General features: G+C 63.8%; 16 protein-coding genes and 1 pseudogene. 5 read left to right on the forward strand and 12 right to left on the reverse strand.

The window, feature by feature from the left end; genetic code table 11:
- Positions 1-234: 234 nt before the first annotated feature.
- Positions 235-684, forward strand: a complete 450-nt coding sequence (locus ACQEUX_RS19180; RefSeq protein WP_433049411.1) for a hypothetical protein — start codon at positions 235-237, stop codon at positions 682-684.
- A gap of 532 nt (positions 685-1216) precedes the next feature.
- On the opposite strand, the gene ACQEUX_RS19185 is transcribed toward ACQEUX_RS19180, so the two are convergent.
- The 6 genes from ACQEUX_RS19185 to recD2 form a co-directional block, all read right to left on the reverse strand.
- Positions 1217-1846, reverse strand: coding sequence for a restriction endonuclease subunit S (locus ACQEUX_RS19185; protein ID WP_433049414.1), 630 nt, complete (start codon positions 1844-1846; stop codon positions 1217-1219).
- Positions 1834-3576 (reverse strand): N-6 DNA methylase, encoded by a 1743-nt coding sequence (locus ACQEUX_RS19190; RefSeq protein ID WP_433049417.1) that lies wholly within the window; start codon positions 3574-3576, stop codon positions 1834-1836. Before ACQEUX_RS19190 ends, ACQEUX_RS19185 begins: the two co-directional genes overlap by 13 nt.
- A complete protein-coding gene (locus tag ACQEUX_RS19195) occupies positions 3576-3788 on the reverse strand; it encodes a hypothetical protein (protein ID WP_433049420.1) in 213 nt (70 codons plus the stop codon). The genes ACQEUX_RS19190 and ACQEUX_RS19195 overlap by 1 nt, the downstream gene beginning before the upstream one ends.
- A 182-nt stretch (positions 3789-3970) precedes the next feature.
- The gene (locus ACQEUX_RS19200; RefSeq protein ID WP_433049423.1) at positions 3971-4378 is read right to left on the reverse strand and encodes a hypothetical protein; all 408 of its coding nucleotides are present in this window, start codon (positions 4376-4378) and stop codon (positions 3971-3973) included.
- A 116-nt stretch (positions 4379-4494) separates the two neighbouring features.
- Complete coding sequence (locus ACQEUX_RS19205; RefSeq protein WP_433049425.1) at positions 4495-4650, reverse strand: hypothetical protein; 156 nt, start codon at positions 4648-4650, stop codon at positions 4495-4497.
- 224 nt (positions 4651-4874) lie between these two features.
- Positions 4875-7094: an SF1B family DNA helicase RecD2 gene (recD2, locus tag ACQEUX_RS19210; RefSeq protein WP_433049427.1), complete on the reverse strand. Its 2220-nt coding sequence runs from the start codon at positions 7092-7094 to the stop codon at positions 4875-4877.
- 375 nt (positions 7095-7469) lie between these two features.
- On the opposite strand from recD2, the gene ACQEUX_RS19215 reads away from it, so the two are divergent.
- From ACQEUX_RS19215 to ACQEUX_RS19225, 3 genes and pseudogenes are all read left to right on the forward strand, one after another.
- Positions 7470-7913, forward strand: coding sequence for a GNAT family N-acetyltransferase (locus ACQEUX_RS19215; protein WP_433049430.1), 444 nt, complete (start codon positions 7470-7472; stop codon positions 7911-7913).
- A 170-nt stretch (positions 7914-8083) separates the two neighbouring features.
- Positions 8084-8568 (forward strand): annotated as a pseudogene (locus ACQEUX_RS19220) (transposase); the annotation flags it as partial.
- 93 nt (positions 8569-8661) lie between these two features.
- Positions 8662-9423: a hypothetical protein gene (locus tag ACQEUX_RS19225; protein ID WP_433050020.1), complete on the forward strand. Its 762-nt coding sequence runs from the start codon at positions 8662-8664 to the stop codon at positions 9421-9423.
- On the opposite strand, the gene ACQEUX_RS19230 is transcribed toward ACQEUX_RS19225, so the two are convergent.
- The 4 genes from ACQEUX_RS19230 to ACQEUX_RS19245 form a co-directional block, all read right to left on the reverse strand.
- A complete protein-coding gene (locus ACQEUX_RS19230; RefSeq protein WP_433049433.1) occupies positions 9346-11466 on the reverse strand; it encodes an AIPR family protein in 2121 nt (706 codons plus the stop codon). The two genes, ACQEUX_RS19225 and ACQEUX_RS19230, sit on opposite strands and share 78 nt — an antisense overlap.
- Before the next feature lie 674 nt (positions 11467-12140).
- Positions 12141-13133, reverse strand: a complete 993-nt coding sequence (locus tag ACQEUX_RS19235) for a YaaC family protein (RefSeq protein ID WP_433049436.1) — start codon at positions 13131-13133, stop codon at positions 12141-12143.
- Positions 13134-13329: 196 nt separating this feature from the next.
- Complete coding sequence (locus tag ACQEUX_RS19240; RefSeq protein WP_433049439.1) at positions 13330-14529, reverse strand: hypothetical protein; 1200 nt, start codon at positions 14527-14529, stop codon at positions 13330-13332.
- A 646-nt stretch (positions 14530-15175) separates the two neighbouring features.
- Positions 15176-15724: a GNAT family N-acetyltransferase gene (locus ACQEUX_RS19245; RefSeq protein ID WP_433049442.1), complete on the reverse strand. Its 549-nt coding sequence runs from the start codon at positions 15722-15724 to the stop codon at positions 15176-15178.
- Positions 15725-16157: 433 nt separating this feature from the next.
- Here ACQEUX_RS19245 and ACQEUX_RS19250 point away from each other — a divergent pair, with 433 nt between their 5' ends.
- Positions 16158-16910, forward strand: a complete 753-nt coding sequence (locus tag ACQEUX_RS19250; protein ID WP_433049445.1) for a hypothetical protein — start codon at positions 16158-16160, stop codon at positions 16908-16910.
- Between the two features lie 1646 nt (positions 16911-18556).
- Here ACQEUX_RS19250 and ACQEUX_RS19255 read toward each other — a convergent pair.
- The gene (locus ACQEUX_RS19255) at positions 18557-18946 is read right to left on the reverse strand and encodes a hypothetical protein (RefSeq protein WP_433049448.1); all 390 of its coding nucleotides are present in this window, start codon (positions 18944-18946) and stop codon (positions 18557-18559) included.
- On the reverse strand, positions 18943-19347 hold a 405-nt coding region (locus tag ACQEUX_RS19260; protein ID WP_433049451.1), incomplete at its 5' end, for a hypothetical protein. The genes ACQEUX_RS19260 and ACQEUX_RS19255, both read right to left, overlap by 4 nt.

Raw genomic sequence — 19347 nt, forward strand, 5'->3', positions numbered from 1 at the left:
AATCGGCATCACGCTATCCAGGGAAAACCCCTTTCTGCGACGGAAACGGGACGGGATACATCTCACCCGACGCGAACGACGATTCGTAACATCCGGGTGCTCCAGAACCAGCGTGGAGTCGGCGGGTAGAGGCTTCTGCACGTCCATCGGGCAGGCCGGCGGAGTTAGTATCCACAGTGGCCGATGGCCACTGTTCCGGGCAGCGAGCATCCCCACAGGAAGGAGCCCGGTGCCATGCCGACCTCCGAGTTCAGCCCCGACGCCCTGCGCGCGCTGGTCCGCGCCGGCGCCTGGATCGACCGCCCCACCGACGTGAAGGCCGCGGTACACCTGTTGACCTTCACTGAATTGCCGGACCGGCCCGGCTTCGCCGAACTGGTCGAGGTCGTGCAGATCCCCGAGTACGACGACGGCCAGGACATCCAGGTGGCGGTGATCCGCGACTGGGCGGCGATGCTCGCCCTGCCTGCGGTCGGGCAACTGTCCGACGACGACCGGCGACTGCTAGCCCTGGCCGGCAGTCTCGCCAGCGGGCAGCCGGTCGACCTGGCTGCCAACGTCGCCGTGAGCAGCCACGGCCACGCCCTCCGGATCATCGAGGCGATGGTGATCGCCACCGGCTACTACGGGAAGTACGACATCACTCCTACCGAGCGGCTCACCACGAGGTCCGCCAAAGCCTGACGGTCGCCCGCCGCGCTGTCGGGATGGTCGGCAGGGTGGTGTGACGCTGCTGTGGAGCTGAGTCGTCTACGACATCAGCTTTACAGCATTGCCGGGTCACCGGACTGCCCGGCCTCGGTAACGGATGTCCGCGTAGCCCCCAGAACGAGATCTGGGCACACACCCGCGAGGGTGAGTGCCCAGATCAGTGCTGGTGCGCCGCCAGGGACTCGAACCCCGAACCCGCGGTTGTCGACCGATGGGGCGCCGGACTTGTCATTGATCGCGAATTCTTGGCGTTGAGCTGCACAAACGCCGCCACGCGATGGTCATGACCTATCGCTGATTGTCAACGCTTGGGAGGGGTTTTCGGGGGGTAAAAGGGGGGCCCGCTCCTACCTACGGGCTGGTACAGGATGCTGGCACAGGTTGGCGGCCCGCCGTCGGGTCCGTACCACATGGGAACGCGGCGCGACAGGGGATGGGATAGCGTTTGTGCTGGTAGAAGGCAGGTTGTCGCTGCCACCACGGCGTTGATCAACCAGAATTTGGGCTATGCCGGGGTGAGGTCGCCGGAGAGCAGTTGCTGAAGGACAAGGTCACGAAGCGCTCCGGTGGCTTGGACGATCTCTTCGTATACCTGGATCTTGGCGTCGATGGCCTCGATGGCCTCGATGGTGGCCAGTTGTGCCTCGGTCCGTGGGATGACGATCGGGAGCGTTGCGATCGTGGCGGGCGTGCGAGTCGACACCACACCCCGGCGGGTGCGTCGCAGGAGCCAATCCCCAACCGCGGGGTGTGTGAGGTAGCAGCTCAGGTAGGCCGGGAGCACATCGCCTTGAGTGCGGAGCCGGATGCAGGATCCACCCTGCACCCACTGGTCATGTTCCGGGCCGGTGAGCGCGTGCCGGATGGCACCGCCGACGCGGACCAGGAGAATGTCGCCCGGGATGATGCGGTATCGGTCGAGCCGCCGCGTGGCGGCTTCGGCGCTGACGTTGGCCTGGGGGATAGAAATTCGACCACGGTCGATGTCTTGGGCGTTGACCACCGGGACACCCCCGACAGGGACGTAATCCGTCGCCCGCAATGCGGAGCCTCCCGGGCCGGGTTGCAGTTCGCAGCAGGCATTCAGCGGCTGGATTCGCCAACCGTCGGGGATCGGGCCGATCAGGGAGTCCATGGCCGCAACCTTTCGAGTTGATCTTCGAGTCGGAGGTGCGCCGCCCGGGCCTGCTGTTCGAGGCGGTGAAGTTCGCCGAGCAGCCGGTCCAGGTCCGCTTGCGGGTTTCCACTGAGCGGTCTGGTGGCTGCCTGCGGACGCAGGTAGGCGTCGGGGTGGAGCTGGTATCCGCTGCGGCAGATTCGATCGATGGGGACCGCTGTGGCGGTGATGCCGTCAGCCGACGATGTCTGGTCGAAGGTGCCGGTCAGCCAGCTGCTGTAGGTCGTGAGGATTGCCTCGCAACCGGTGGCGGTCAGCACCCGGTGGGTACGGCCGTCCTGGCACGCTGCACGGCGCGCGTCCATGAGCAGGATGTCGGGCCGGGAGTCGTCGGCTGCGGCCCGGAGGACCCAGACGCTGACGGGGATGGTGGTTTCCCGAAACAGGTGGCCGGGCAGCTCGACGACGCACCGTACGACTCCTTGATCGACCACGGCATTCCGGATGGCCTGTTCGCGGGGGTTGTGGGTGGCGGCGATGCCGCCGGGCATCAGCACGACGGCCCGCCCGCCCGGGGCCAGCGCGGTCACGGCCAGCTGGAGCCAGGCAAAGTTGGCGCTGTGCTCAGGTGGGGCTCCGTAGGGCCATGGGCGTTGCCGTTCCGGGGCCGCCAGTTGCCAGCGGACCGAGTTGAAGGGTGGGTTGACCAGGACGACGTCGTACGGACCCTCTCCGGCGGCGACCTCGGCGGGATCGTCCGATGGGCCGGTTCCGAGGTCGGCTCGACCGCCGTGGATGGTGATGTTCATGGCGGCCAGGCGCCAGGTCCGCCCAGTCATCGCGCGCCCGGACAGCCTCAGGGCTGACGCGGCCGGCGCCCGGTGCCGCACCTGGGCCAGGGCGGCGACCAGGAGTTCGCCCGAACCGCAGCATGGATCGTGGATCCGGCCGCCGGGTTGCGGTTCGGCGAGCCCGGCCATCAGCTGGGCCAGTCGGTCCGGGACCAGGTAGGCGTCCGGGCTGCTGTGGCGGGCTCTGGCGAAGCGGTCAAGCAGATGGTCGAACGCGTCGACAGCGGAGATCCGATCGCTGAGCGCGGAACCTGGTGGGCGGAGACTGGGTCGGGTCTGGCCGGCCAGGATGGTCACGATCTGCACCAGGCGGTGGCGCCACCATGCGGTCGCTGGCGCCTCGTGTAGCGCGGCGTAGGCCCGCCGGAGGTACTGCGGCTGCCTCCGCCACGCGGTGGCAACGGTGTCGGTGATGGTGTCGACTGAGGCCTTCGCGATTGCCGCCCAGCTATCCGGATCCGTCTGCTGCATGCATAGCAGCGACAGCACGATGCCCTGGTAAGACTCGGGATCTTCGCTGTTCCGGCGCAGCTTGTCCAAAGGCTCCCACAACCGGGTGACCAGTTGCTTTGGCGGTGTCAATTCGACATGCTCGGTGGGCGGGATGTTCGTCGGCAGGCCCAGCGCGGTACGCAACCGTTGCCCGTAGGTCTGTCCCGGCAACTCGCCGGGGAGCAGCGCATCGCGGTGGATGGTGCGGGTGTCGAGCCAGGCCGCGACCTCGGCGACCGGGTACACCACCTGTCGGTCCAGCCGGACCGGCTGCGGAAACTCCGCATACCGGCGTACCCAGTTGCTCACGGCCTGGTCTGCCACATCCGCCGCGCGGGCGATCTCGGCGCGGGTGGCGACCTGGTGCGAGCCGTCCCCAGCGCTGGCGGAACCCGGCGAGGCCATCAGCGCCTCCTTGGCCGTCGTCGGCGCGCGTCGTTCGAGGCGCGATCGGGCTGGCGCAGTGCACGGATCAGGCTGACCAGATGGTGGGTGCGGTCTTCGCTGAGAATGACCCAGCCCAGGAAAACCAGAAGCAGTACGACACCTGCGACCAAGCGGGCGTCGACGAGCCAAACCTCGATGGCGCCGACAATCTTTTCCCAGGTAGCAGCCATTCCCAATCCCTTCAAATCGATTGGCGTTGGGGTCGACGGTACGGAGAACTACCTCGACGTGTCTCGCGCGTACGGGTAGTACGCACCGATCTGTTTCACTACGGCGGCGGACGGCCCTGCTCGATGTCAGCGGATCGAGCAGGGCCGCGACTGATCCCATGCCGGCACACCGGACCAAGTGGTTAGCGTCCGGTAGGGCGCAGGCGCTGCAGCCGCTCGCCGGTAGCGGTGATAACCCAGAAATTCCAACCGTTCCGGTTCGGATTGACCGACGGGTTTACGGCCGACACCACCGCGATGGCTGCGGCACTGGGCGTTCTGAACACCCGCCCGGCACTGGGACCATCGGTGATCTCCAGCGAGCCGGCCAGCGAGTCATAGCGTCCTTGCGCGGCAACGCCCTGGTAGCTGGCGTGGACCGCCACCATGTTTGGGGTTTCGCTGCTGCGCTCGGGCTGCGATGACCGACGTGGGCGGGACTCGAACTCGACCAAGAGGCGATCCACGGTCTCTGCGTCGGTCATGTTCCAGGCGCGCGCCAGAAGATCGATCTTGAAAGCTGCGGTGGCGCTGATGTCTATGTTGACCATTGCTTCTCCTTGTGCTTCACGGAAGTACCTTAGCATGCTATGAGTAGCACACATCGTCCGTGAGTACGCTTCGCCATCGCCCGCCAGCACCACGCAGCGACGCCAGAGTGCCCCCTTCAGCCCTCCTTCGCCTGCTGGTATGCCGTCCGCGACCTGCCCGCCGACCCGGCCACCCGGGCGGCGCAGCAGCCGATCTCGCCGCCCGAGCGGGCGACGACGCCGAGCTTCCGGTCGAGTTTGTAGTAGCGCTTGGCGTCTGCTGGCCGGGCCATGGCGTGGATGACGGCGTCATGGGTCCGGCCGCCGGCCGTGTTTACGACGGCCAACCCGATCGTGCGATGTCGGCGCGTCAGCGCGAGCGCAGCACGGGTGGCCCGAAGCAGCCCCAGCAGTCATCCGTCACTCGAATGGGCTCGGCCGCCAGCGACGCCGGGAAGTGGGCTGTTGCCAGTGCGGATTACATGGTCTCGCGGTGGCGGGCGAGTCGTGCCTGTTGTTATGACTCGAGTCGGTGGGTGAGCGCGGTGTGGCGGCGGCCGGCGCCGACGGTGCGCACGGCGGCGGCCAATGCCCGCCGGGAGCCGACGAGGACGACGAGTTTCTTCGCTCTGGTGATGGCGGTGTAGAGCAGGTTGCGTTGCAGCATCATCCAGGCGCTAGTCGTGATCGGGATGACGACCGCCGGGTACTCGGAGCCCTGCGAGCGGTGGATCGTCATCGCATACGCGTGGGCCAGTTCGTCGAGTTCGTCGAAGTCGTAGTCGATGAGTTCGTCTTCGTCGGTGCCCACGGTCAGGGTCTGCTCGTCGATGGACAGGGCGGTGACGATCCCGATGGTGCCGTTGAACACCCCCGCTTGGCCTTTGTCGTAGTTATTGCGGATCTGGGTGACCTTGTCGCCAATGCGGAACACCCTGCCGCCGACCCGGCGCTCCGGCATGCCCTCCCGGGAGGGAGTGAGCTGCTGCTGCAACAGACTGTTCAGCACGCCTGCTCCGGCTGGGCCGCGGTGCATCGGAGCGAGGACCTGCACGTCACGGCGCGGGTCGAGTCCGAAGCATTTCGCGATGCGGGTGCACGCGACGTCGACGGCCAGCGCGGCGGTGGCGTCGGTGTCGTCGCTTGGGAAGAGGAAGAAGTCGCTCATGCCCTGCAGGATCGGCGATCGGCCGGCGTTGATCCGGTGGGCGTTGCTGACCACCCCGGAGTCGGCGGCCTGGCGGAACACCTGCGTGAGCCGAACCCGGGGAACCGGATCGGCGGCGAGCAGATCCCGTAGCACCTCTCCCGCACCGACGGACGGGAGCTGGTCGACGTCACCGACCAGCAGCAGATGAGCCCCAGGCGGGACGGCCTTGATCAGTTTGTTAGCCAGGATCAGATCGAGCATGGACGCCTCATCCACCACCAGCAGATCAACGTCCAGTGGGGTGTCCCGGTCGTAGGTGGGTTCCCCGCCGGGTTGCAGCTTCAGCAGCCGGTGCACCGTCGCGGCGGGCTGGCCGGTCAGTTCGGCGAGTCGTTTCGCGGCCCGCCCGGTCGGCGCGACGAGCAGGATCTTCGCTTTCTTCGCGGCGGCGAGTTCGACGATCGAACGGACGGTGAAGCTTTTACCGCAGCCGGGACCGCCGGTCAGCACGGCGACCTTCGACGTCAGCGCCAACCGGACGGCCTGTTCCTGCTCGGGGGCCAGGTCGGTGCCGGTGCGTGCCTTCAGCCAGCTCAGTGCTTTATCCCAGTCGACGCCAGCGAACTGCGCCATCCGTTCCGTGCGGCTACTGAGCAGCCGTAAAACGGAGCTGGCCAGGGACTGTTCGGCGCGGTGGAACGGCACCAGGTAGATCGCCGGGACCGGCCCGTCCGCACCGGGTAGCAACTCGCGGACGACGCCTCCCTCACCAACAAGGTCGTCCATGCAGCGGACGGTCAGCTCGGCTGGCACGTCGAGGATCTTCACCGCGTCCGCGACCAATCTTGGGGCGGGTAGGTAGCAGTGGCCATTGTCAGTGGCCTGCGACAACGTGTACTGCAACCCTGCCTTGACCCGTTGCGGGCTGTCGTGCGGGATCCCCACGGCCTGGGCGATCGTGTCAGCGGTCTTGAACCCGATCCCCCACACATCGGCGGCCAGCCGGTACGGCTCGTTACGCACCACACTGATCGAGTCGTCACCGTACTTCTTGTAGATCCGCACCGCGATCGACGTGGACACCCCGACACCCTGCAGGAAAACCATCACTTCCTTGATGGCCTTCTGCTCCGCCCACGCGGCGGTGATCTTCGCCGTGCGTTTCGGACCGAGCCCCGGCACCTCCACCAGTCGACCCGGCTCATCCTCAATGATTTGCAACGTGTCCAAGCCGAAATGCTCCACGATCCGCTCGGCGAACACCGGCCCGATGCCCTTGATCAGCCCCGAACTCAGATAACGGCGGATCCCCTGGATCGTCGCCGGCAGCACAGTGGTGTAGGAGACGACCTCGAACTGCCGGCCGTACTGCGGATGCGACGACCACCAACCCTGCAACCGCAGACTCTCCCCCGGCTGCACCCCCAGCAAGGCCCCGACCACGGTCAGCAGATCCGAACCACGCCCGGTCGCGACGCGGGCGATGGTGTACCCGGTCTCCTCGTTGACGTAGGTCAGCCGCTCCAACACCACCTCAAGAACATGCGGAGACGGGCGAGAGCACACAGCCGCAGACACGCACACCATCGTGCCGTTGGCGACGCCTTACCACCAAAACCCGGCTGAGCGCCGACGAGCGGCGTGAAGCGTCAAAGCCGTTGGCCAAGGTCCGACGCCGTCGGCACCGGTCAGAGGCGAATCAAAGCCTGCGCCCCTTCAGCCCGCGCGGCTGGCTGCGGGATTGATCACTAGATCGCAACCCTACCCGCCGGGGGCGCCCATCCAGCGTCTCGATCACGTCCTCGCGCACTCTCATGATCCACTGCTCGCTTTGCTCGATGAGATCATTCCTAGTACGGCAGCCCGGGTTCTTATGTAGATGACCGCTGATGGAGACGGTGGTTGGCGCCGTGCCTGGCGTCATGGGTGCCTTGCTGGGCGTCACCTTGGCATGCTGTGGTCGTGAAGGTCTCCGAGGTCGAGGTGCGGGACGAGGTCGGAGCCGACTGCCTGCCGCATTTGATGGATTTGTTTGCTTCCGCCTGGTGGACGGCCGGCCGGACCGTCAGCGACGTGACGCGGATACTGGCCGCGTCTGATCTCCTCGTTGCGCTAGTTCACCGGCGGTCAGGGCGGTTGGTCGGCTTCGCGCGTGTGATCACGGACGAGGTGTACCTGGCAGTCGTGCTTGACGTGATTGTCGCGCCTGGTTCGAGGGGATCTGGCCTGGGTGCGATGCTGATGGACGCCATCGTCGGGCATCCTCGTCTTGCCGCCGTGCGCAGCATCGAACTCGTCTGCCAGCCGGACCTGATGCCGTTCTACCGGCGTTGGGGCTTCACCGAGCAAGTTGGCAGGTCCCGGCTGATGCGAAGAACCTCGGATCCGCTGCTGGGCGGCACCTGAGACGGCAGCCTGGGCGATGAATTCAGCCTGGCCGGCGTGTCTGCGGGCCGAGAGACGGCCGCCGTGGGTTGGCGGAGTTCGACACCGGGTTCGCGTGGATCGCGGGCCGGTTCTCCCGGGTGGAGCCGCGCCGGCAGGCCCGCTCGTTCCTGCTCGGGTTGCAGCCGAATGTGGACACGCGGTCGTGTTGGCAGTTGGCCGAGCAGGCCGGCCACGCGTCGCCGCATGCGATGCAGCGGCTGCTGGGCGAGGCGGTCTGGGACGCCGACGCGGTCCGTGACGACGTGCGCGGCTACGTGATCGACGCGTTAGGCGACCCGGCCGGGGTGTTGATCATTGATGACACCGGTGACCTGAAGAAGGGGTGCACACCGTCGGGGTGCAGCGCCTATGCCGCGCCCGGCGGATACACGTTGATCGACCGGGAGGTCTACCTGCCCAAAGCATGGACCGGCGACCCCGATCGGTGCGCCGCCGCCGGCATCCCCGAGGACGTCGAGTTCGCCAGAAGCTCGTCCTGGCCCGGCGGATGCTCACCCGCGCCCTCGACGCGAACGCGCCCGCAGCGTGGGCCACCGCAGACGAGGTCTACGGCGGTGACCGGCAACTCCGCCGCGACCTGCGAGGCCGCGGGATCGGCTACGTCCTGGCGGTCGCGAAGAGTCACCAGGTCACCGCCCGACCGGCCGACGGCCCGGTCCGCGCCGACCGGCGCGCCGCCGACCTACCGACCCGAGCGTGGAACCGGGTGTCCGCCGGTGCCGGATCCAAAGGCGCCCGCGACTACGACTGGGCCTGGATCAGCATCACCCAACCCGCACACGAGACTGCCGGCCACCACTGGCTACTGATCCGCCGCCGCATCAACGACGGCGAGCTGGCGTTCTACCGCTGCTGGTCTGCCCGAGCAGTCCCGCTACGCGTGCTGGTGCGGGTGGCCGGGACCCGATGGTCGAGCGAGACCTGCTTCCAGACCGGCAAAACCCTCGGCCTGGACGAACCGCAGGTCCACCGCTGGCACGCCTGGCACCGCCACGTCACCCTCATCATGCTCGCCCAGGCCATCCTGACCGTGATCGCCGCCCGCGAACGCGGCGACCGTCCCGCAGCCGATCAGACAGTGATCCCGTTGACCCTGCCCGAAATCCGCCGCCTCTTCGCGAAGCCGAGCACCAACCCTCCACCCGATCAGCCACTGGCTGACCTGGTCACACTGGCGACGCCAACACCAAGCACGCGCCCGGACCAGCCACTACCGCCGTCACGCCCAACCAACCCATCAACCGGCATCTACATAACAAACCCGGGCTGCCGTACTAGACGGCACGGCATGAATACCCCCGGCCCGATGAGCGGGGCGACACAGCTGACTGCAATACGGCCGGAGTCATCGCCACAGCTGCTCGTAACATCGAATCTACAACCGGACGGATCACGTAACAGCTTCGCTCCCGTCAGAAAGCGCAACATCGCGTTCGGCCCGTACATTATCGGCGATGTCCTTCAGTGAACCCTCGTTCGGTACGTGCCAGTGCAGGGTACCTTGAACGGAAGTGTCCTTTCCTGACGCCATCTTCCGCATCTTGCGAACGAGGCCACTCGGAGAGTGCCAGGACAGGTCTTCTTGCCATTGCAGTTGATCGCGCGCGCTGTTGCGCCACAGCGCGAGACTGCGCGACGGTTTTTCCGCTAGCCAATCCGCCATATCGCGACGGTCAGCCCGCGTGACAGGGCGGAACTCAAGCATTGTTCCATCCGCAATGTGCTTTGCCGCGACGAGTGTCTTGACGACATCGACTTGCCGACCCCTTTCCTCCGCCGAGGGAATGCGATATCCTGTGCGGAGTGTCGGAGGCTTATGGCCGGCCGTCATGCCCCTAATAGCAGCGCTCGCAACTTGCTGAATCCGTTCCGTATTGCGAACCGCCGCAATAATGTGGCTGGTGGTACCGTACTCTGCATCAATAGCTTGCAACGACCATTCAAAAGACCTCTCCACAAGGTCCGCTACTTTGGCTAGCTCAATTTCCCAAGAGGAATCAGGGCTAGTTATTTGATCGGTGTTGAGCTGCTGGAATACGACATGCGTTACTAGGAGATCACCGTATCCTGCCATAGCTGCAGCCCTCCAAAGAAATCCCTCGCGCAACTCGGTAAGTCGGAGCCGCACTGCACGCAGTAGCTGAACACATCGCCAGGCTCGATGCACACTAGGCGCAGAACCGAAGATGTTCTCGTAAACGCCGTCCTGCCAGAGCTCGGTAACGTCTCGTTTAGCAAGCGCCGCGTATTCTGCGTTAATATGCGTCGCAGCAAGCGCTTCTGCGACCTCGGTTATGGAAGTACCATGCTCTGACTCCGGAAGAGGCTCTCCTCGCTTGAGCACGTAGCTCAGACTAAGCGCCGTGGCGAACTCGTCTCGCAAGGTTATTTGAACGGGGTCGAGAGATTTGAAATCCCGATCTTCGATCGGGTTCTGAGTATTTGTACTCGTCGTGACCTGATCACCGAAGCCGGGCGGGCAGTCTTCAAGGGAAATTAGTCGTACCATGACGCGACCGCGCTCCGCCGTCAATGAGTCCGTGGTGTACGCCTTGTGTATCGCGGTGACGGTCTGAGCCCCGTTTACCACGCTGACTCCGGTTACCTGAAACTCCCCCACACCGCCGGGGACAGCCTTGCGGATGGGTTTTATGGACTGGCATAGCATAGTGATACCGTTACTGAAGTACCAGAAGTTTTCTGGCTCAGTGAGTAAAGTATTCCGGATCTTGACGTTCACATCAGTGGAGTCCAGTGAATCCCGGATATTCCGAGCGAAGAGTCCCCGCCGATGCTCAGTAAATAAGTCCGCGACGTCCGGAACGGTCATCGTTCCGTACATAGCTTTGTACGGATTCGGCTCCTGACCGAACCCCTCTAGCCTTACCGAAATATCTATTTTCGGCGTGGCTAGCTCGCCAAGAATCGCCCGATGAAAGTCCCTTAGATCGAGAACCTTATAATCCACCATCTCCTCTACACGATTGTATTGAGCAATCTTTTTCTCGAGCAGCATTCTTACGCCTGCACTCAGCGGCTCGGTCCGCAATAAGGCGAGCACAAGAATGATTTTAGGGGTGCCAGTGGGGATCTCGAAAGCTTGCTCTAGACTGTCGACGTGGCGTTGGAACCGGCGATTAAAAGCAGGGAATTGCAGGTCGAGGATGAGGTCCAGGCCTTCGATCATCTTGTGAACTTCAGCCTCCCCAAACCCCCCCTTTGCGCCGTCACTCCATTTTGATTGGTATAAACGGATTCGAGGCTGCGTCGGACTGCGGTCGATGCTGATCGCGTCCAGCCCTCTGTCATCTATACCGTCGAAGACCGACTGTGCCGCTACCGCATCGCCACAGGGTTGCTCGACCTGGCGGGCAAGCGCCGCTAGGCCTCGGGTGAGGAAGTGCTGCTTGCGTTTATCATCCGGAAGGCCTTGCACATCCGAAAGATCGATAAGGTCGCCGAATCGCTCTTCGATCGCCCTTTGGACAAATCTGACTTGGACTACGCTCATCCCGCTCCTTACGAAGAAGCACCGATACCGCAACTCTATACAGCCGTCCAGTGACGGCTCCGGCCACGAGGCCCGACGCAAGACGAAGTTCGCAGTACGATCAGCAGCCTCCCTAGCTAGCGCGAGGGTATGAATGTGGCAAGTAGGTGCGCAGCCTACAGAGGTTGAAGGGCCGGCGTCTGTGCGGTCAGGGTGGCTCGGGGCCAGGGCCATGGCGGACTGCACGAGGGAGCCGGCGACGAAGTGGGTCTGTTCTGGCAGGTGCGTGAACGCTGTCTGGCCAGGTGGCGAGGTGGTCAATGCCGCGGACGGCGTGTTGTGATGCCATGTTTCATCCACGCCAGACGCCCTCGACCGGGTTGAGATCGGATGCGTCGGCCAGCAGCCGCCCACGGTCAGCCAGTGCCGGGCCGCGTCGACGAACGAGAGGACAGCCATCTGGGAGCCCAGGTTGGCCCACCCACGTCGGCCTGCGCGTCCGCACGCTGACGTGGGTGTTGTTGGGGTTGTCCCAGACCAGCACGCTCGGCGCGTTGGGGCGTTAGCGGGCCTTATTCGGAGCCGGGAGGTTGCGGGTACAGCGCCGGCCAACCAAATTAAGAGTACGAGCCCCGATTCTTGCACTTGACGGACCCTCCTGCCACAGCACCTCGCACGGTCTCGCGAGTCGCCGTTTAACCCGGATCGTCGATCTTCAGTAGGATGTTTAGCAGCATCTCCGGAATACGGACGACGGCGTCGTCGAGCAAGTGTTCAACTGCAGTGGCGTGGGGGGATGAGTTAATGTCGATCATCTTTACCCAGTTTGCTGGTTCATAGCGGGCCAGCGAAGACAGGGCGAGAAGTGTCGCCCACCATGCCAATACTGGGTGCAAAGGATGGCTCATGCTGCCTACGGTGGGAGTAATGAAAAGCCAACTACCGTCGCTGCTGCCGTAGCGAGCGACCAATCGCGATCCAGGCTGTATCAGCGCGGGCCTTTCACCATTTGCAAGTTCGAAATGGATGTCTAGCGACACCGCGAAATCATTGGGATTCCACGGCACATTAGGGGCCGCATTCCAGGAAAGCCCATCGAGGGCGGGATAACGCGCGAAGTGACGCGCGAGACTCTCTTTGTCTTGGCCGTAGAGTTTCGGAACAGCGTGCCGGATCCAGGCAAGGCCGGCCCCGTACAGATGATGATGCTGTGGCCAAGCGCCCGGGCTGAACATGATCGCCGACAGCGTCTCCTGCTTATCGAGCGGGGCCCAGGCCGACTCCGGTATGAGCGGCCAAAGATCCCCGAGCCTGACGCGTTCGTCCTGCACGAGTGCCTGGAAGTCCAGCACCGTCGCCATGGCCTGGAAGAGTCCCACGCCCTTTGCGTAGACCTCTACCTCGGGCAACTGCTGCGCCTCGGTCGATGCGCTCAACCCGTGGCCGTGAACACGCCAGCTTTGTCCGATTCTTGGCGAGGCCGCGACGACGGCACGACTTCCCTGCGATAGGGCATAGAAGAGTTGCAGCGGCCGGGTAGCGTAGTCGGCACTGGTAGCCGCCTTGGTGAACTGTTCGCACTGCTCTAGGGCGGCCTGGAAGGTGCTGCGACGTGCACCCCGGCCGTTCGCGAATCCAGGAGGATCATGGCGCAGTGACCGAAGATTCCGCCACGTTGATGTGCTCACGGCCACCTCCAATACAGCCCACATCGAAACGGATCACGGCATGGGAGCATAGGCCGCCGAGGAGCCAGAAGGAATCGGATAATCGGATGCCCGGCACAACGCCACCGCCGCCTCATGATCGATTTAACTATCATGCCGCGATCCGGGCGCGCTACGGTTCACGGGGCCGACGGCGGGGGCGTCGACGGCAACGGCCTCACATCGTCGGCGGTCGCCTCGAAACAATGTCACGATTATCTGCATCGTTCAGCCCGGCCTCGTTTTCATGTCCGGTCTCAGTGTATTCCCCGGCCGTCGGCAGCTGATGCGTCTGGACCGCGTCGGGGTCGGCGTGTAGTGCGGCGCTGAGCGCGCCGATATGCGCTACGGCCTGCTCCAGTAGTAGCTCGACCACTGCGTCGATCGGTGCGCCCACCGCGACCCGCAGCGGGCGGGTGACTCCGAGCCGGTCCAACCGCGCTCGGCGCTCGGTGACGATCGCCGCCATGGCACGGCGGACGTGGCCGTTGAAGCGGCCGATCCAGAACGGGCTGGGCGGATCGGCGGTGGGTTTTCCGGAATCGTCGTCGTCCGGGTCGCCGGGGACGACGGACCAGTAGTCGGCGTCGTAGCCGACCCAGAACTCGTGCTGCAGCACGGCTACCGTGACCCAAAGGGCACGGCCGTTTTTCCTGACAGTGCTCACCGAGTCCACGAGCACGTCGGCTTCGGCGAGCCGCCCGCTGAGGCTCGCGCAGACCTCTTCGGCGATGTCTACGATCTGGCTGACCATCCTGGCAACGGCGATGTCGTTGACCGCTGCGGTGAACGGCGTGAAGTCGCTGATGCCCTCCAGAGCTGCGTCCAGCGCCAAGAGCTCGTCGAATGGCTTACCTGCCGGGTCGGCGACCGCGCGCAATAGGTGGGTCCAGGACAGGACGATGACCTTACGCCCGTCGACCTCGCCGCGGTGGACACCGCTGCGCTCTTGTAGCGCGACACCGAGCTGCTGGCCGGCTTGGAGAGCCAGGGACCGGGTCAGCGGCGCCCGGGTCACTAGGACGAGCGCCCCACCGTCTGGTAGCTGGCGTAGGTAGCGGGCGGCCTGGTCAGCGGAGGTGAGCGCGGAGTCCACCTTGGTCTCGATGATGCATGGGGTCGCCTCGCCGCGGGTCAGCGTAAAGTCGCGGTACGACTGCTTGCCGGTTAGCTCGTCGACGGTGTAGGTCTCGCGGCCGAGCCGGGTGCCGGCGAGGTCGGTGCCAGTGAGCATGCTGACGGCGTCCAGGAATGCGTGGTGCATCGCTCGATCGGTGATGAGCAGTGCCTCCAGTAGGTCGTTGGTAGTCACCTCGGGCGTTCCGGTGGCCCGGATGAGGTATCGCAGCGACTGATGTGGAATGGTAGCCGTCATCATCGGGTCTCGCCCTTCGCGAATGTTTCGGCAAGGTAGCCATCGATCCTGGCCGAGGGTCAGGCCGCAGAGCGCCGTGCGCTCGGGCGGTGCTCGGCACCAACCGGTGGAGCGTGTTTCGCGCCTCCGGGCTGGATCAATGTACAGACGCGAAGCATTCGCACACAGTCAGGTGGTCGTGACGCATGTTCAGTCAGGCGCGGATACGAAGGCAACGGCCCGACGCGATGCTTTGAGCCGAGCCGTACGGACAGAGCCGGCCCCTTGACCGACCCGCAGCGTGCGTTGCTTCGGGCCTTGGTCGCCAACGACCACCTCTGGGATCCGAAGAACGGAAGCTGCGGCTTGGTTTTACGCAAGCTGGCCTACCACGCAGCCGGGTTGCGTGCCGCCAGCTTGCCTCGTCATGAACCCCCTCAGGAGTCAGGCGTCCTGACCTGCCGCGCTCCGTGTGCTACGCAGCGTTACGCCGAGCTGGCCTGGATGCCGTCTGGACGTCCCGATGCCCCGTGCAGCCCAGCCAGACCACCACCCCGCCGACGCCGACGGCGAACCCGGACCCGCCCCTACAGACGTCGGGGTCACCGTCGTGATGTGAGCCAGGATTCGCTCGGTCTCGTCCTGGATCCGCCGCTCGTCGAGAACGGGCTCAACCGGGCAGCGTGACCGAGGACCACACGCCGAACCACTGCTCGGCGCCGTACTCCTCGAACCGCTCCACCTCGGTGAACCCCAGCTTCGCCGCAAGGCGCATCGAGCGGTCGTTGGCGGTCTGGGTGCAGAGCACTACCGGCTCGCTGGGAAGCGCGCCAGCGAACCAGTCGAGTGCCGCTGCGCATGCCTCGGCGGCGTACCCGTATCCCCACGTCTGCGGCAGGAACATGTAGCCGAGCTCGGCCTCCCCGGCATCCGGACGCACGTGACCCGGACGTTCTGCGTCGCGCCGGTCGAGCGTGATCATGCCGATCATCGCTCCGTCGAGTTCGACCACGAAAAGGCCAGGGCGCAGCCTGGGTACCTCAGGCACCGCGCGCTCGAGCTCGTCACGCGGTCGGCTGCCACCGATATAGGTGCCCACCTCTGGCGAGGCGAACAGCTCGATGACCGCCGCACGGTCCCGGGCCTCGGGCGCACGGAGCATGAGGCGCTCGGTCCTGATCGGGGTGGGCTGCCAAGTTACGGGTCCCAGGTCTGCCACGCGCGCAGACTAACCGAGGCTCAAACCACCGAAAGTGGGAGGAGCCTCTTGACGGAGGACAGATTTTGGGTCTCTGTCCCGAGCTCTTCGTCCTAAACGCACTCTCGTAGCCGCGATCCGAGCGTCACGGTTGCCGAACGAGCGGCCGTGCCAGCGACATCTGAACCTGCCGAAAAACCGGCTCCGGGTTGGGCCGGGGGCCCTCTACGCTCCAGATTCGCCCAGGTTCGCGCGCCAGCGTTTCCTTCCGAGGGCCGACTCAGCTACCGGGTGCCCGGCTTGGTCTGAAACCAGAGGATCACGACCGCGTCCGAAGGCGTCAGCGTTGGCGCCCCGCGGAGGCAGTAGAGCGGCGTCCGCACACGCCGACGAGAGTGTGTCGCAGAGCTGATTCGCGTGATGGCATGGGCAGCAGGAGCGGTACCATACTCGGGTGCACGACAGCCACCCCGAATTGCTGGACACCCTTGCCGACGAGACTTTCTTGTGGCGCTACATGGATCTGCCGCGGTTCGTGGATCTGCTGCAGAGTCGCGAGTTGCACTTAGCTCGGGCCGATCAGATGTACGACCGGTGGGAGGGCGCGTACGGTCCCACGAACGTCGCCATGCGACCCGAAATCTACAGCGAGCACTACGCCGCGATGCAGCAGCACTTTCCGTATGTCGCGGCCTACGCGCGAACGCATGCGTTTCTGAACTGCTGGTATGCGGCAGACTGCGAGTCGGCCTCCATGTGGAGCATCTACGACCGCGAGAACCGGGGCGTGGCGGTCCGGACCACCAAGGAACGGCTACTCAAGTCGCTTACCGGTCCGAACAGCATCCATGGCGCCACCGTGCAGTATGTGGACTACTCGGCCCACTGGATTCCCGAGGGGAACGTGTTCCATCCTTTTCTCTTCAAGCGGCGCAGCTTCGAGCATGAGCGCGAGTACCGACTGTTGACGATGTGGTCTCCGAAGGCCATCCGCGTGGACGAGAACCAGACTGTGGTAGAAGCTGAACCCGACACGCCGCCGACAGGCCTGCGTGAGGCCGTCGAATTGGCCGAACTGGTGGAGGCGGTGTTCATTTCGCCAGAGGCGCCGGGCTGGTTCCATCAGGTCGTGCAGCGTCTTGTGGGGGACTACGGGCAAAGCTGGACAGTGCTCCACTCGGATCTGGCTAGCGGTCCGATCTACTGATCGAATTTGAGCTTTATGTTAGTCGGCTGCCCATGAAGGGCGCACTGATCTGCCGCGATCCGCGCTCATCCCTCCGTCCTTCGGTGACCCAACGTAGTTAGATCAGGCAGCCGTCCTAGTGTAAAACGGCGGCCCTCGATGCACCCGATGTCGACCCGTCGGCTTGTAGGTCTTTGTAGCTCATCGTGTACCTGGCTCTTTACTCCGAGCCGTACCCCGACAGCCGAAGAATCCTCCGAAGACAAGTCCTGCGTCGATCCGTTGAACGACCAGCTGAAAGACCGAAACCTACTTTGCCAAAGGCAAGTAACATTCAATACAAGACTTGACACGTATTGATTGCCAAAGAAGCAACATCCAAATTGGTGGTCCCGGTAAGACAGTGGTCAGCGCCGTTAGGTCACTGGTTAAGTCGACGAGGTCGACGATCATGAGAACAGTTCCGACTTTGCCAACTGGTGGCGAAGCCTGAAACCCCAGAACAGGCCTGATGAGGCGGCCGGACTACGTCTTACGAGGAACGACCCGTTCCAATGTTCGAACGACCCAGGACCAAAGGTCCGATGTCGGCAAGATAACCGTACGTCAATTGCTCAAGCCGACTGGTACGATTAAACATCGACGGCCAAGAACGGTCGTTAGTAATCCGGTAACGGTCATGGTTGCCGTTTTTATGATTACATTCGATCAGCCGTGAAAGAAGGCAAACCGTTGCGGGTGGACGACCGTTTTGGTAGAGGTCAAGATTGCCGCACCCACCGTGCCGATGTCCACAGTCGACGCCCGGCAAAGCGGTTTGCAAGCAAATTGGGCGTCCCGTTTCGGCGCACCGTCACCTAAGTGGTGGTGGTCGGGACCGTACCAACCCCAAAGGCGTAGTGGTGGTGCGTACGTCCGACGCCCGCGGAGCACCGGACCGTTCCTTAACTAGCGATGCCACCGCGAGGAGAACAGCCGAAGTACGCCTTAGACGAACCGCATGATACGGTCGCTAGCTAGGGCCGAAATGTCCTGGCCTGGCACGACAGCACGTCAAACCTTTTCGGGCGTTCCTACGCCAGTTGCCAGGAACTGTCGCCGGAATGAAGAACACCAATTAACAGCCTACGAACTGGGAACGAACATCCGTTTCAAAGAAGACCAAGCCGCCAAGAACGCCTGCTGAACTGACTTTACGACATGCTTCGTGGGCGATCGGCCGGCCAGGTGGCATCGGCACTTCTTCATGGTGGACGCCGGTGAAGCCGAGGATTGCAAGTAATCGGCTGCAGAAATACGAAGAGGCCGACCAAGGCGGCCACCGAGAGAGCTTCATCAACCGACCATCCCATCACCGGCTTCGAACGACGAAGCAGCGCGTGACGCAGCTGCTTCAATCAACCCTTCAACGCCAATCTTTGCGACTCAGCTCGGCCGATCAATCGCCTTGGTCATTAATGACGTTATCTGGCGGCGCAGATTGGACTCAACTGGCTGAACCGGCGGCAGATTGGCATCCTTCACAGTCACGTGATCAATATGACCGGACCCGGGCGTCGCGGCGCAACGGGCGCTTGGGCCGGCCTGAGAGCTGATGGAGGCGGCGATCGTAGTAGCGAAGCTCCGCTTCATCGATCGTTATGCGGATCGCGCTTCACGACGTAGGATCAACTCCGCGCGAGCACTGGTTCAACCGCGACGGCAGGACCGAGGTTCCGCCCCGAACAGGTCAGGATAAGCATATCTTCGCTGAGTCGCAGCTGGTCGATATCCTCGTTATGCTTCACCGATAGAAGATCTGCGGGAGCAGGCAGGTAATCAAAGACATCATATGGCCGCAAGTACTGCGCCGCCTCTTCGGAACCAACCGCGTACTCTCGCTTGAATCTCTTTGGCGCCCAAATTCTTGCGATGCTGCCGAGGGGCACAACATCCCCGCCAGCTACCGACACTCCGCTAACCCGCGCAAGTGCCTTCACCCCTGGAGACAGGTGGTAGGAGCTATCCAGCCGCGTTGCTAGGCGGACATCGCTGGACGAAATACTGTCGATGATCATCCGTTCACCATCAGCCAACTGTGGAATGCGTCGGGTACAAGTTCGAGTTCGTCGTCGATTAGCCGTTCGGTAACCACGCTCTCGCGGGGCACGCTTGCGCCGCTCACAGGATCAAATTCAGAGACGATCTCAGTGCGTTCGACAAGAACGTCCTCGCCGGTTTCATCCCTCTTGTAGATCACGTTTCCCCGCTTATCACGACCAACAGTCTCGGCAATAGCCATGAAGATCGGATAATCCAAGCGTCCCTGTTGCGCCTCCGCGCGCTGCTCTGCGGTTAGCTTCCGCAGAAGGAGCATGGACGTTTGAGTATCATTTTTTGGCTGGAACAAATCTCTAGCCATGTCTACGACGGATATGACCTGGGCGTTGGTCAGAATCCAATGCCTGACGTATCCCAG

The organism is Micromonospora sp. CA-259024 (assembly GCF_050936255.1).
Taxonomy (GTDB): Bacteria; Actinomycetota; Actinomycetes; order Mycobacteriales; family Micromonosporaceae; genus Micromonospora.